Source organism: Kitasatospora sp. NPDC053057, from assembly GCF_044546945.1.
GTDB lineage: Bacteria > Actinomycetota > Actinomycetes > Streptomycetales > Streptomycetaceae > Kitasatospora.
The window spans coordinates 30,390-43,751 of record NZ_JBITZP010000006.1; the positions used below are offsets into that span (position 1 = coordinate 30,390).

The following is a 13,362-nucleotide window of genomic DNA, read 5'->3' on the forward strand; positions in this document are numbered from 1 at the left end:
CAACCGGAAACGCGCCACCGCGCCTGGGTGCCGCACAGTGACACAATGCCCGCTTTCACTGAACGGCATCCGGTGACGTTGCATCAGGACGATAACAACACGGATCCGGTCACCGGCCGCTCGGGTCCGCTCCGGATCAGCCCTCGGCGGGGGTGTCGGCGGGCCCGGCGGCCTCCTCGGGCTCCGGAAGTCCCAGGTGGGCGCGGGCGGCCGACGGCCCGTCGGCCAGCAGCACGGCGAAGCCCGCGTCGTCCAGGACCGGCAGTTTGAGCTGAACTGCCTTGTCGTACTTGGACCCTGGGTTGTCACCAGCGACCACAAAATCGGTCTTCTTCGAAACCGAACCGGTCACCTTCGCTCCGCGCGAGGTCAGCGCCTCCTTGGCACCGTCCCGGGTGTGGCCGGACAGCGTCCCCGTCACGACCACCGTCAGGCCCTCCAGCGGGCGCTCGGCCGCCTCCTCGTCCGCGAACTCCTCGGTGAAGCGGACGCCCGCGGCGCGCCACTTCTCCAGGATGTCCCGGTGCCACTCCTCCTCGAACCACTCCTTGATCGAGCGGGCGATGGTCGGACCGACGCCCTCGACCGCGGCCAGCTCCTCCTCGGTGGCCGAGAAGACCCGGTCCAGGTCACGGAACTCCCGGGCCAGCTCCTGGGCCGCGACCGGGCCGACGTGCCGGATCGACAGGCCGTTGAGGAAGCGCCAGAGCGGACGCTCCTTCGCCCCCTCCAGGTTGTCCAGCAGCGTCCGGAGCGACTTCTTCGGCTCGCCCTTGGTGGTCGCGAAGAAGAACACCTCCTTCTCCTTGCCGGTCCGGTCGTCCAGCTTGGGCATGCCGGTCTTCTGGTCGCGCACCAGCACCTTGATCGGCAGCAGCTGCTCCTCGGTCAGCCCGAAGACGTCGCCCTCGTTGCGCACCGGCGCCTCGGCCGGCTCCAGCGGCTGGGTCAGCGCGGTGGCCGCGACGTAACCGAGCCCCTCGACGTCCAGGCAGGAGCGCCCGCCGAGGAAGGCGATCCGCTCCCGGATCTGGGCCGGGCAGTGCTGCGCGTTGGGGCAGCGCAGATCGATGTCCCCCTCGGACATCGGGCGCAGCTCGGTGTCGCACTCCGGGCAGTGCGAGGGCATCACGAAGGCCTGCTCGGTGCCGTCCCGCAGGTCGTAGACCGGGCCGAGGATCTCCGGGATGACGTCACCGGCCTTGCGCAGCACCACGGTGTCGCCCAGCAGCACGTCCTTGGCCTTGACGATCTCCTGGTTGTGCAGCGTCGCGTACTGCACCATCGAGCCGGCCACCTTCACCGGCTCGGCCAGCACCGCGTACGGGGTGGCCCGGCCGGTGCGGCCGATGCCGACCTTGATCTCGGCGAGCTTGCCGGTGACCTCCTCCGGCGGGTACTTCCAGGCGATCGCCCAGCGCGGGGACTTGGAGGTGGCGCCGAGCCGGCCCTGCAGGGCGATCTCGTCGACCTTGACCACGACGCCGTCGATCTCGTGCTCGACCGAGTGCCGCTGCTCGCCGAAGTGCTTGATGAAGGACCGCACTTCGGCCAGCGTGCCGACCACCTTGTTGTGCCGGGCGGTGGGCAGGCCCCAGTCGTGCAGCAGCTGGTAGGCCTGCGACTGGTTGTCGATGTCGAAGCCGGCCCGGGCCCCGATGCCGTGCACCACCATGTGCAGCGGGCGGGAGGCGGTGACGTGCGGGTCCTTCTGGCGCAGCGAACCGGCGGCGGCGTTGCGGGGGTTCATGAACAGCCGGATCATCGCCCGGGGCCGCTTGCCCTCCTTGGCGCGCTCCTCGTTCTCCTGCCGGCGGCGCTCGTTCTCCTCCGAGAAGGAGGCGTTGAGCGCGAGGAACTCCTCGGTCGGGAAGTAGACCTCACCGCGGATCTCCACCAGCTCGGGGACGCGGTCGCCCTTGAGCCGGTGCGGGATCTCCTTGATGGTGCGGATGTTGGCGGTGATGTCCTCGCCGACCCGGCCGTCGCCGCGGGTCGCCGCCTGCACCAACTGGCCCTTCTCGTAGGTGAGGTTGACGGCCAGGCCGTCCACCTTGAGCTCGCACAGGTAGTGGTAGTCGATGCCGTGCAGCTCGGTGGCGACCCGGTCCGCCCAGGCGCCCAACTCCTCGTCGTCCATCGCGTTGTCGAGGCTGAGCAGGCGCTCGCGGTGCTCGACCGCGGCGAACAGCGTGGTCGGGGCGCCGCCGACCCGCTGGGTGGGCGAGTCCGGCGTCACCAGGGCCGGGTGCTCGGCCTCGATCGCCTCCAGCTCGCGCATCAGGGCGTCGAACTCGGCGTCGCTGACGACCGGCGCGTCCTGCTCGTAGTACCGGACGCGGTGGTCGGTGATCTCCTGCGCCAGCTCGGCGTGCCGTCGGCGCACCTCCGCCGGAACGTCCTCCCAGCCCTCGACAGCCGTCACCGCAAGCCCTCCTACGTTCTCATTCCGGGTTGTCCACCAGGCTCTGCGCCGCCCGCGCCGCGAGCGACAGCGCCCTGCGCGCGTACGCCGGGGAGGCCCCGGCGAGCCCGCAGGTCGGCGTCACCAGCACGCGGCGGCCCAGCAGCTCCGGAGCGAACCCGAGCCTGCGCCACAAGGTCCTGACCCCCTGGACACTACCGGCCGGGTCGGACACCGCCTGGTCAGTGGCGGGGACGACACCAGCGAGGAACACCGTGCCGTCCTCCACCGCCTCGCCGAGGTCGTCGTCCTGGCGCTCGGTGAGGAGGGAGAAGTCCAGCGAGATCCCGGCGACCCCGGCCCGGCGCAGCAGCGGGACCGGGACGTCCGGGGCGCAGGAGTGCACGACGACGGGCGCGTCCAGGCCGCGGATCAGCTCCCGCAGCACCTCCTCGGCGACCTGCCGGTCCACGGCGCGCAGCCGCTGGAAGCCGCTGGCGGTCTTCACCGCGCCCGCGAGGACGGCGGGCAGCGAGGGCTCGTCCAGCTGGAGGATCACCTCCGCGCCCGGCACCCGCTTGCGGACCTCCGCGAGGTGGCGGCGCAGGCCCTCGGTGAGCGAGCCGGCGATGTCCCGGCAGGCGCCGGGGTCGGCGAGCGCCTTCTCGCCGTGCTTGAGCTCGATGTTCGCCGCCAGCGTCCACGGGCCGACGGCCTGGACCTTCAGCGCGCCCTGGTGGCCCTGGGTGAACTCCTCCAGGGCGTCCAGATCCTCGCCGAGCCAGGAGTGGGCGCGGCGGGTGTCCCGGCCGGGGCGGTCGGCGAACCGCCAGCCGCTGGGCTCGGTCTGCGCGAACAGCTCGACCAGCAGGCCTGCGCTGCGGCCGATCATGTCGGCGCCCGGGCCGCGCGCGGGCAGCTCGGGCAGGAACGGCAGCTGCTCCAGCGCGCCGGTGGAGGTCTTGGCGGCCTCCCGGGCGTCGGTGCCGGGCAGCGAGCCGACGCCGGTGGCGGCGCCGCGCAGGTCGGGGAAGGGGTGTCCGGTGCTCACCCGTCCGAGCCTAGTGCGCGGCGCCGCCTGCGCTTTTCAGAGCCCCGTTCGGCGGCTTTCAGAGCCCCGTTCGGCGCCCTGTTCAGCGACTCAAAGCCCCGTTCAGCGCCCCGGGCGGACGGTGAGGTCGGTGATCTCGGCGTCCCGGGAGGCGTCCAGGGCGGCGAGGACGGCCTTCGCGACGGACTCCGGCTCGATCCAGCGGTCGGCGTCGTACTCCTTGCCCTCCTGCTGGTGCACCTTGGCCTGCATCGCGGTGGCGGTGCGGCCGGGGTAGACCGAGGTGACCCGGACGCCGTTGGCGTGCTCCTCCTGGCGCAGCGCGTCGGCGAGCGCCTTCAGGCCGTGCTTGCTGGCCGCGTACGCCGACCAGTCGGCGTGGGCGGTGAGGCCGGCGCCGGAGTTGACGAACACCACGTGGCCCTTGGCCTGCCGCAGCGAGGGCAGCAGCAGTCGGGTCAGCTCGGCGGGGGCGAGCAGGTTGACGTTCAGCGTCTCCTGCCAGGCTTTCACCGGCAGTTCGCCCACCGGCCCGAGCTCGACCGTGCCCGCGACGTGCAGCAGCGAGTCGAGGGTGACGGGCAGCGCCTGGTGCCCGAACGCCCAGGACAGCTTGCCCGGGTCGCCGAGGTCACCGACCACGGTGCGGGCGCCCGGGAAGCGGTCGCGCAGCTCGGCGGCCCGGCGGGCGTCACGGGCGAGCAGCCAGAGCTCGTCCCCGCGCTCGGCGAGCTTCTCGGTCAGGACGGCGCCGATGCCGGAACCGGCGCCGGTGATCAGATGTGCAGCCATGGCTCCGATCCTCTCAGGCCTTGAGCTGCGCAAACACCTCGGCGGGCGTGTCGGCGAAGCTGATCAGTTCGGTGAGCGACCGCGGCAGGAAGCCCTCGGCGTCCATCCGCTCCAGCTGGGTGCGCAGCCCCGAGTAGAAACCCTCGGTGTCCAGGACGACGACCGGCTTCTCGAACATCCCGTGCTTCTTGAGCTCCAGCACCTCGGTGACCTCGTCCAGGGTCCCGAGCCCGCCGACCAGGACGACGATGGCGTCCGCGCGGGCCGCCAGCTCCGCCTTCCGCTCGGCGAGGTCGCGGGTCATCACCAGCTCGTCGGCACCGACGTACCCCTTGTGCTTCAGCATCTCGACCAGCACCCCGACGAGCCGCCCGCCCGCGGCCTTCACCTCGTCGGCGAGCAGCCCCATCAGTCCGGCGTTCGAGCCTCCCCACACCAGGGTGTGCCCGCCCTCCCCGAGGAGCCGGGCGAACTCGGCGGCGGGGGCGGTGTAACGGTCGTCGAGCGAGTACGCGGAGCAGAAGACGCAGATATTCATAGTGCCGTCTGGTCTATCACGCCCACCCGCCCCCGCTCACCGGCATTACGCCCCGCCGCCGGTCAGCGCGGCCGGCGGAGCCCCGCGACGAGGAGCCCGGCCAGCCGGCGGGCGTCGTAGCGGGGGTCGCTGTCCGCGCCGATGCAGAGGTTGCCGACGCCGCGCATCAGCTCGTAGGCGTCGAGGCCGGGGCGGATCTCCCCGGCGGCGGCCGCGGCTTCCAGCAGTTCGGCGCAGACCGGCAGCAGCCGGTCGAGGAAGTGGGCGTGCAGGCCGTCGAAGGCGGGGTCGTCGGCCCGCAGCGCACCGGCCAGTCCGTGCTTGGTGACCAGGAAGTCGACGAAGAGGTCGATCCACCGGGCCAGTGCGGCGTGCGGGGTCGGCCCGGCCGCCAGCAGGGCCGGGCCGGCCTCGGCACAGGCGTCGATCTGGTGCCGGTAGACGGCGATGACCAGGTCCGCCCGGGTCGGGAAGTGCCGGTAGATGGTGCCCAGCCCGACGCCGGCCCGGGCCGCGATGTCGCGTACCGGCGCTTCCACGCCCGAGGCGACGAACACCGCGGCGGCCGCGTCGAGCAGGGCCTCCTTGTTGCGCCGGGCGTCCTTCCGCTGGGCCGGGGCCGCACCCCGGGCGCCGTCGTCCATCACGCCGTTCCTTCCACCTGCCGCGTTCGTCACCCTGCCATCTTGCCGCCCCGGCGCCTTCCGGCTCACGGGTGCTGGAAGAGCACCTCCGGGTTCGCCGCCGACGGGCCGTCCAGCAGGGGCTGGTCGGTGCCCTTCAGGGTCCGGTCGAAGAAGGCCCCGACGTACTCCCGGGTCAGCTGCATGCCGCGATCCGGCGAGGTGGTCGTCCCCGGCGGGAGCGGGAGGCCGAGCTCGGCGGCCAGGACCGGGACGTCCGTGAAGCTGGAGTGGTTGGTGCCCGCGACGGCCAGCCAGGGCTTGTACCCCTTCCAGCCCGCCCAGGCCTTCCCCCAGGAGGTCTCGCCGCCGCCGACGGCGTGGTCGCTCTCCTTTCCGAGCAGCAGGAACGAGCGCCCGGCGAGGTCGTCGGTCGGGACCGGCGGCCAGAACCCGCCGTCCATGTTCACCCCGGCCAGGATCCGCCGGTCCTCGGCCATCGCGTTCAGCGTCGAGGCGCCGCCGATCGAGTGCCCGGCCATGCCGATCCGGTCACGGTCGATCAGGTGCGCCAGGCGCCAGGCCGGGTGCTGCCCGGTCAGCCGGTCCAGCACGAACGACACGTCCTTCGCCCGGCTGTCGGGCAGCGAGTCCGGTGCGCCGGTGTCGCACAGCGCGCACCCCGGGGTGCTGCCGTCGGCGAGGGTCTCACCGGAGTCCTCGTAGGTGTGGCCGACCAGGGCCACCACGTAGCCGTGGCTGGCCAGGTCGGTCGCCAGGCCGGTCAGCGTGGCGCGGGGGTTCTCGAAGCCAGGGGAGAGCACCACCAGCGGGAACTTCCCGCCCGCGGCCTTCGCACCGGTGTAGGCGTACGTCCTGGTGTCCACGACGTCCTGCGGCTGGAGCCCGGTACCGGCCGGGACCCGCGTCGCCACGAAGCCCTGCGCCTCGCCGGGGCTCATGTACGGAGCGGGCTCACCGGTGCCCGGCCGGGCCGGGTAGAACATCGACACCGCCAGCTGCCGGGGCCCGGCCGAGGGCACCCAGGGATCGGTGCGGGCCTGATCGGTCAGGTGCAGCACCTCCTCCCCGGCCGCGTACTGCCCGGTCGGCCGGGGCAGCTCCCCGTGGAAGACGGCAGGCGCAACGGCCGTGGCCGCAGGCGCGGTTGCGGACGGCGACGGCGAGGCCATCGCGGCCCCGGCGATCGGAAGCGGCAGAGCGAGGACAAGGGCGGCGACGGCCGCGATACGGCGGGATCGGTTCATGCCCCCGACGTTAGATTCGCCGCCCGCGCCCTCGAATCAGCCCGATGAATGCCTTCTCCGCCCGTGGTCATCCCCGCGATTCAGCACCATCATCCATCCGGATGACACCCCTGCCGCGGACCGGATCAGGGCCCGCTCAGACGTGGACGGCCGGGCGTTCGGTGGTGGCGATGGTGGCGGAGCCGATGACGCGGGTGCCGTCGTAGAGGACGACGGCCTGGCCGGGGGCGATGCCGCGGGCCGGGGCGTCGAGGCGGACGTGGAGGGTGTCGTCGACCATCGAGGCGGACACCGGCACCTCCTCGCCGTGGGCGCGGAGCTGGGCGGTGTAGCGGCCCTCCGTGAGGGGCTCGGTGCCGCACCAGCGGGGGCGGATGGCGGTCAGGGCGGTGACGTCGAGGCCCTCGACGGGGCCGACGGTGACGGTGTTGTTCACCGGGGAGATGTCGAGGACGTAGCGCGGCTTGCCGTCGGCGGCCGGGCGGCCGATCCGCAGGCCCTTGCGCTGGCCGATGGTGAAGCCGTAGGCGCCGTCGTGCTCGCCGAGCTTGGTGCCGTCGACGTCGAGGATGTCGCCGGTGGCGGTGCCGAGGTGCCGGGCCAGGAAGCCCTGGGTGTCGCCGTCGGCGATGAAGCAGATGTCGTGGCTGTCGGGCTTCTTGGCGACGGCCAGGCCGCGGCGCTCGGCCTCGGCCCGGATCTCCTCCTTGGTGGTGTCACCGAGCGGGAAGAGGGAGTGGGCGAGCTGGTCGGCGTCGAGCACGCCGAGGACGTAGGACTGGTCCTTGGCGCCGTCCACCGCGCGGTGCAGCTCGCGCTCGCCGGAGGGCAGGTCGACGATCCGGGCGTAGTGGCCGGTGCAGACGGCGTCGAAGCCGAGTGCGATCGCCTTGTCCAGCAGCGCGGCGAACTTGATCTTCTCGTTGCAGCGCAGGCAGGGGTTCGGGGTCCGCCCGGCCGCGTACTCGGCGACGAAGTCGTCGATCACGTCCTCGCGGAAGCGCTCGGCTAGGTCCCAGACGTAGAAGGGGATGCCGATCACGTCGGCGGCCCGCCAGGCGTCCCGGGAGTCCTCGATGGTGCAGCAGCCGCGCGCGCCGGTGCGGAAGGACTGCGGGTTCGCGGAGAGCGCCAGGTGGACGCCGGTCACCTCGTGCCCGGCTTCGACGGCGCGGGCGGCGGCGACGGCGGAGTCGACTCCGCCGGACATCGCCGCGAGCACGCGCAGGCGGCCGGTGGACGGAGTGGTCGGGGCACCCGGGAAGTCAGTCATGGTGAGTACAAGCGTACGGGGCCGCCGGACATGCCCGGCCCCGCACGGGACTACCGGCGTACCGTCGCCAGCCCGGCGTTGCGGGCCCGCTGCACCGCCGGGCCGATGGCGGCCGCCAGCGCCGTGACGTCCTCGCGCACCGAGGTGTGCCCGAGCGAGAACCGCAGCGAGGCGCGCGCCAGCAGCGGGTCGACGCCCATCGCGAGCAGCACGTGGCTGGGCTGCGGCACCCCGGCCGAGCAGGCCGAGCCGGTGGAGCACTCGATGCCCTGGGCGTCCAGCAGCATCAGCAGGGCGTCGCCCTCGCAGCCGGGGAAGGAGAAGTGGGCGTTGGCGGGCAGCCTGCCCTCCGCCGCCGGGTCGCCGTTGAGCACCGCGTCCGGGACGGCGGCCAGCACCCCGGCCACCAGTTCGTCGCGCAGCGCGCCCAGCGTCACCGCGTGCTCGGCCCGGTGCTCGACGGCCCAGGCCGCGGCGGCCGCGAAGCCGGCGGCGGCGGGGGCGTCCAGGGTGCCGGAGCGCACGTCGCGCTCCTGGCCGCCGCCGTGCAGCAGCGGTACGGGCGTGGCACCGCGGGAGAGCAGCAGCGCGCCGATGCCGAACGGGCCGCCGATCTTGTGCCCGGTGACGGTGAGCGCGGTGAGCCCCGACTCGGCGAAGGAGACCGGGACCTGACCGAGCGCCTGCACCGCGTCGGCGTGCATCGGGATGCCGTACTCAGCGGCCACGGCGGCGAGTTCGCGCACCGGCTGGACGGTGCCGACCTCGTTGTTGGCCCACATCACGGTGACCAGGGCCACCGATGCGGGGTCACGCTCGATCGCCGACCGCAGCTCCGCGGGGTGCACCCGGCCGTACTCGTCCACCGGCAGGTACTCGACCGTGGCGCCCTCGTGCTCGGAGAGCCAGTGCACCGCGTCCAGCACCGCGTGGTGCTCGACCGGGCTGCACAGCACCCGGGTGCGGGCCGGGTCGGCGTCCCGGCGGGACCAGTACAGGCCCTTGACCGCCAGGTTGTCAGACTCGGTGCCGCCACCGGTGAACACGATCTCGCTCGGGCGGGCGCCCAGCGACTCGGCCAGCGACTCGCGGGACTCCTCGACCACCCGGCGGGCCCGGCGGCCGGCCGCGTGCAGGGCCGAGGCGTTGCCGACCACCCCCAGGTGCGCCGTCATCGCGGCGATCGCCTCGGGCAGCATCGGCGTGGTCGCCGCATGGTCCAGGTATGGCATAACCATCCGATTGTAGAGGCCGTGCCCCGAGGCCCCACCAGGTGCGCACCGATCCGGCCACTGACCCGCCGAGCCGCGGCGGCCGGACGGCGGCATCCGGCACTGGTTTGTACCACTGTGCCGCCCAGCGGTTAGCCTGACGAACACTTCTCGAACGAGTTCCAGGGGGGGGTCCATGTCGCAGTCGGTCGACCGCGCGCTGACGCTGCTCGGCTCGCTCGGCGACGGACCGCTCTCGCTGGAGCAGGCCGCGAGCAGCCTCGGGGTGCACAAGTCCACCGCGCTGCGGCTGCTGCGCACCCTGGAGGAGCACGGTTTCGTCCGGCGCCAGCCCGACCTGCGCTACCGGGTCGGCGGCCGGGTGCTCTCGCTGGCCCACCGCGCGCTGGAGGACTTCGACGTCCGGCAGGTGGCCGCGCCCTACCTGGCCGCGCTCAACGCCCGCTGCGGCTACACCGTCCAGTTGGCCGTGCTGCACGACGGCGAGGTGCTCTACCTGGACGAGGTGGGCCCGCCGCCGGCCGCCCTGTCGCCGCGGATCGGGCGCCGCGCCCCGGTGACCGGGACGGCGGTCGGGCGGGTGCTGCTCGCCGGGCTGCCGGCGGACGGCGCCCGCGAGGAGGAGCTGCCGGCCGAGCTGGCGGCGGTGCGCCGCCGGGGCTGGGCGGCCGAGTCGGCCGAGCACCGGGAGCCGGTGACCTGCGTGGCCGCGCCGGTCGCGGGCAGCGGCGGGCGGACGGTCGCGGCCTGCGCGCTGAGCGCCCCGGCCGGCCAGGTGCCGCCGGCCGAACTGGCCCGGATGCTGCCGGAGCTGCTCTGCACGGCCGAGGCGATCTCGCTCGCGTACGGCGGCTCGCCTACTCCTCGCTGGTGCGAGAACCGTTGCGGTGCCAGGCCCGCGGGGCGCGCCAGCCGTACTTCAGGGCGAGCATCCGCAGCCCGAAGGCGGTGAGCGCGGCAGCGGTGCCGGTGGCGCCGGTGAGCCGGTCGGCGCCGATCAGCACGGCCACCAGGGCGGCGCCGACCAGGGCCGGGACGGCGTAGATCTCGCGGTCCCAGCGCAGCAGCGAGGGGATCTCCCCGGCCAGCACGTCGCGGATCACGCCGCCGCCGGCCGCGGTCACCATGCCGAGCGCGATCGCGGCGACCGCGCCCAGCCCGTAGTCGTGCGCCTTGGCGGTGCCGGTGACGCAGAACAGCCCGAGGCCGAGGGCGTCCAGGGTCTGCACCGCGCGGTTGATCCGCTCGACCTCGGGGTGCAGGAAGAACACCACCAGCGCGGCCGCGAGCGGGGTCACGAAGTAGCCGAGGTTGGTGAAGGCGGCCACCGGCGTCGCCCCGATGACCAGGTCGCGGATCACCCCGCCGCCCAGGGCGGTGGCCTCCGCCAGCACACAGATCCCGAAGATGTCCATGTTCTTGCGGACGGCTAGCAGCCCCCCGGAGAGGGCGAAGACGAAGATGCCGGCCAGGTCGAGCGATTGCTGCACGTCGGAGGGGAAGATCTGCGAACTCACCGTCCATGTGTACCCGATGCGCCGCACCTTCCCGGACAACGGTCACAGTTCGGATGAAACCGTCTCGCGGAACGCCCGGCGCCCCGGCACGGCCGCGCGCCCGCCCGCACTCCGCTAACCTCCCGCGTGTGAAGCTCATCGGACGCGCATCCCAACGCCAGAAATCCCGTACCGCCGCGGGCGGCGCAGCCTCCGCTGCCTCGTCGAGGCTCGGCTGGCTCGACGCCCTGCGCGGCATAGCCGCGCTCTCCGTCGCGATCTACCACCTGGCAGTGCCGTTCCAGTGGCTCCACATCGACCACGAACCGCGCAACTTCGGGGACCCGGGCATCTTCGGCGTGATGCTGTTCTTCCTGGTGAGCGGGTACATCATCCCGGCCTCGCTGGAGCGGCGCGGCGACGTGCGCTCGTTCTGGGCGGGCCGGTACTTCCGGATCTACCCGGTGGTGATCGTCACCGTGATCCTGAGCCTGCTGGTCCTGCCGCGCAACCACCAGGTCGTCCAGGGCTGGGCCTTCGACCACCCGCTGCTCGCGCTGGCGGGCAACGGCCTGATGGTCCAGGACCTGATGGGCATCACCAATGTCATCGGGGTGATGTGGACGCTCTCCTACGAGATGCTCTTCTACTTCTTCGTGACGGCCCTGTTCGTCAACGGCCGGCACCGGCAGAGCGCCCCGCTCGCGATCACCTTCTCGGGCGCCGCGCTGCTCCTCGGCGCCTGGCTGCCGCTCGGCACGCTCACGAACGGCGGCCTGGCGTCCAACCGGCACCTGGTGCTGGCCGCCGGGGCCATCGTGGTCACCGCGATGGTCGGCATCTTCAGCGGCCGGGCCGACCTGACCCGCTGGGGCGGGACGATGCTCGGCGGGCTGGGTCTGGTGCTGGTGCTGCTGAACAGCCGGTCCACGGCCTTCGAGACCCTGATGATCTTCGCCACGATGTTCGCCGGGACGGTCCTGTACCGGATGGAACACGGCCAGATCGACCGCCTGCCGGCCCTGCTGTGCTGCGGCTTCGTCCTCACCGCGGGCGTCCTGTGCGGCTACATGTACAACCGCGACCAGGCGCTGTGGCGGACCTGGAGCGAGTCCTGGCAGGCCTTCTCCGGCGCCTACCTGGCCGCCTGGGTCGTCTTCGCGATCGGCATGCTGCTGCGGCGCCGCCGCTTCCCGCGCTGGCTGACCTGGACGGGCACGATCAGCTACTCGGTGTACCTGCTGCACAACCCGCTCATCCACTTCATGAACTGGAAGCTGGAGGGCCGCCCGCCCTTCACCTCCTGGCAGGACCGCAGCCTGCAGTTCTTCGGCCTGATGGCCGCCCTGCTGCTGATCAGCTACCTCAGCTACCGGCTGATCGAGATCCCGTTCCAGAACCTGGGCCGCAAGGTGATCAAGGCGCTGAACCGCCGCTTCCCGTCCGACCTGCCGCCCGCCCGTCCGGCCGCCCCGGCCGCGCGTGAGCCGCAGCCGGTCGAGACCGCCCGGGAGGCGGAGCCCGTCGCCGGCCGCGGCTGACGCCCACGGCGCGCACGACACGAGGCCGCCCGCCCCCGGGAACGGGGGCGGGCGGCCTTTGCGTGAGTGTTCCGCCTAGTCGTTCTCCGGGAAGTGGCACGCCACCTGGTGCCCGGTCTTCAGCGCCGTCAGCGGCGGCTCCTGGCTCGCGCACACGTCCTGCGCCTTCCAGCACCGCGTGCGGAACCGGCAGCCGCTCGGCGGGTTGATCGGCGAGGGCACGTCGCCCTTGAGCAGGATCCGCTCGCGGCCGCCGCTCTGGCGCCGGCGCGGGTCCGGCACCGGGACGGCCGACATCAGGGCGTTGGTGTACGGGTGCATCGGGCTGCGGTAGAGCGAGTCGCGGTCGGCGATCTCGACGATCTTGCCGAGGTACATCACCGCCACCCGGTCCGAGACGTGCCGGACCACCGAGAGGTCGTGCGCGATGATCAGGTAGGTCAGGCCGAGCTCCTGCTGGAGGTCGTCCAGCAGGTTGACCACCTGCGCCTGGATCGACACGTCGAGCGCCGAGACCGGCTCGTCCGCGACGATCATCTTCGGCTTCAGCGCGAGTGCCCGGGCGATGCCGATGCGCTGGCGCTGGCCGCCGGAGAACTCGTGCGGGTAGCGGTTGTAGTGCTCGGGGCTGAGCCCGCACAGCTCCAGCAGGTCCTGGACGGCCTTCTTGACCCCACCCTCCGGCTGGACGCCCTGGAGCTTGAACGGCGCGCTGACGATGGTGCCGACGGTGTGCCGCGGGTTCAGCGAGGAGTACGGGTCCTGGAAGATCATCTGGATGTCGCGGCGCAGCGGTCGCATCGCGCCGACGCCCAGGTGGCTGATGTCGGTGCCCTCGAACTCGATCTTCCCGCCGGTGGGTTCGTCGAGCCGGGTGATCAGCCGCCCCATGGTGGACTTGCCGCAGCCGGACTCGCCGACCACGCCCAGCGTCTCACCGGCGTTGACGGTGAAGTCGATGCCGTCGACGGCCCGCACCGCGCCGGTCTGGCGCCGCAGCAGTCCGCCGCGGATCGGGAAGTGCCGCGTCAGGCCGGTCACCTTCAGCAGCGGCTCGCGCTCGGGCGCGGGTACCGGGGAAGCCCCATCGCCGATCGAGAGAGGCGTGGCCCCCTGAGTGTCCGTCATCGGTTCTCTCCAGAAA

General features: G+C 72.8%; 12 protein-coding genes. 2 read left to right on the forward strand and 10 right to left on the reverse strand.

Annotation, left to right across the window (positions count from 1 at the left end; translation table 11 throughout):
- Positions 1–136: 136 nt before the first annotated feature.
- From ligA to ACIG5E_RS09095, 8 genes are all read right to left on the reverse strand, one after another.
- On the reverse strand, positions 137–2,425 hold the full coding sequence (gene ligA / locus ACIG5E_RS09060) for an NAD-dependent DNA ligase LigA (protein WP_396532546.1): 2,289 nt from the start codon (positions 2,423–2,425) through the stop codon (positions 137–139).
- A 19-nt stretch (positions 2,426–2,444) separates the two neighbouring features.
- Positions 2,445–3,455 carry a methionine synthase gene (locus ACIG5E_RS09065; RefSeq protein WP_396532547.1) on the reverse strand — a complete coding sequence of 337 codons (1,011 nt, stop codon included), beginning with the start codon at positions 3,453–3,455 and terminating at the stop codon, positions 2,445–2,447.
- Positions 3,456–3,557: 102 nt separating this feature from the next.
- Complete coding sequence (locus ACIG5E_RS09070) at positions 3,558–4,247, reverse strand: SDR family oxidoreductase (RefSeq protein WP_396532548.1); 690 nt, start codon at positions 4,245–4,247, stop codon at positions 3,558–3,560.
- 13 nt (positions 4,248–4,260) lie between these two features.
- Positions 4,261–4,785 carry a TIGR00730 family Rossman fold protein gene (locus ACIG5E_RS09075; RefSeq protein WP_396532549.1) on the reverse strand — a complete coding sequence of 175 codons (525 nt, stop codon included), beginning with the start codon at positions 4,783–4,785 and terminating at the stop codon, positions 4,261–4,263.
- A gap of 62 nt (positions 4,786–4,847) precedes the next feature.
- Positions 4,848–5,429, reverse strand: a complete 582-nt coding sequence (locus tag ACIG5E_RS09080) for a TetR/AcrR family transcriptional regulator (protein WP_396532550.1) — start codon at positions 5,427–5,429, stop codon at positions 4,848–4,850.
- Between the two features lie 65 nt (positions 5,430–5,494).
- Positions 5,495–6,676: an alpha/beta hydrolase family protein gene (locus ACIG5E_RS09085; RefSeq protein WP_396532551.1), complete on the reverse strand. Its 1,182-nt coding sequence runs from the start codon at positions 6,674–6,676 to the stop codon at positions 5,495–5,497.
- Between the two features lie 136 nt (positions 6,677–6,812).
- On the reverse strand, positions 6,813–7,949 hold the full coding sequence (gene mnmA / locus ACIG5E_RS09090) for a tRNA 2-thiouridine(34) synthase MnmA (protein WP_396532552.1): 1,137 nt from the start codon (positions 7,947–7,949) through the stop codon (positions 6,813–6,815).
- Positions 7,950–7,999: 50 nt separating this feature from the next.
- On the reverse strand, positions 8,000–9,181 hold the full coding sequence (locus tag ACIG5E_RS09095; RefSeq protein WP_396532735.1) for a cysteine desulfurase family protein: 1,182 nt from the start codon (positions 9,179–9,181) through the stop codon (positions 8,000–8,002).
- A gap of 175 nt (positions 9,182–9,356) precedes the next feature.
- Here ACIG5E_RS09095 and ACIG5E_RS09100 point away from each other — a divergent pair, with 175 nt between their 5' ends.
- Positions 9,357–10,133: an IclR family transcriptional regulator gene (locus ACIG5E_RS09100; RefSeq protein WP_396532554.1), complete on the forward strand. Its 777-nt coding sequence runs from the start codon at positions 9,357–9,359 to the stop codon at positions 10,131–10,133.
- On the opposite strand, the gene ACIG5E_RS09105 is transcribed toward ACIG5E_RS09100, so the two are convergent.
- Positions 10,039–10,698, reverse strand: a complete 660-nt coding sequence (locus ACIG5E_RS09105; protein WP_380420617.1) for a trimeric intracellular cation channel family protein — start codon at positions 10,696–10,698, stop codon at positions 10,039–10,041. The genes ACIG5E_RS09100 and ACIG5E_RS09105 overlap by 95 nt on opposite strands.
- Before the next feature lie 128 nt (positions 10,699–10,826).
- On the opposite strand from ACIG5E_RS09105, the gene ACIG5E_RS09110 reads away from it, so the two are divergent.
- Positions 10,827–12,218 (forward strand): acyltransferase family protein, encoded by a 1,392-nt coding sequence (locus ACIG5E_RS09110; protein ID WP_396532555.1) that lies wholly within the window; start codon positions 10,827–10,829, stop codon positions 12,216–12,218.
- A 75-nt stretch (positions 12,219–12,293) separates the two neighbouring features.
- On the opposite strand, the gene ACIG5E_RS09115 is transcribed toward ACIG5E_RS09110, so the two are convergent.
- A complete protein-coding gene (locus ACIG5E_RS09115; RefSeq protein ID WP_396532556.1) occupies positions 12,294–13,346 on the reverse strand; it encodes an ABC transporter ATP-binding protein in 1,053 nt (350 codons plus the stop codon).
- Positions 13,347–13,362 lie beyond the last annotated feature (16 nt).